General features: G+C 59.8%; 1 protein-coding gene. It reads right to left on the minus strand.

Going from position 1 to position 271, the window contains the following annotated elements:
• Nucleotides 1-205 (minus strand): DeoR family transcriptional regulator (locus tag SB725_RS31315; RefSeq protein WP_410923302.1); only part of this gene is annotated, 205 nt, incomplete at its 3' end.
• Nucleotides 206-271: the final 66 nt, after the last annotated feature.

Genomic DNA, 271 nt, shown 5'->3' on the forward strand with positions numbered 1-271 from the left:
GGAAGGTGTTTTCGTGCTCGCCGGTAGGGGGCAGGGCCGCGCCACCGTGGAACTTGGTGACCAGGCCGCTTTCCGCCAGGTCGCTGAGGTCGCGGCGGATGGTTTCCTGGGACGTGGCAGTGATGCGCGCCAGCTCTTCCACAGAAATCCGCTCCCGTTGCCGCAGGAGTTCGAGAATGTGCTGTCGTCGTTCGTTGGGGCGCATGGTGTTTTCCGTTTAGTGGTACTTCGCCACACAAATGGGCATTTTTTGTTACTTACGCACACTCCT

It is taken from the genome of Pseudomonas sp. SIMBA_041, from assembly GCF_046535095.1.
In the GTDB taxonomy this organism is placed as follows: domain Bacteria; phylum Pseudomonadota; class Gammaproteobacteria; order Pseudomonadales; family Pseudomonadaceae; genus Aquipseudomonas; species Aquipseudomonas mucoides.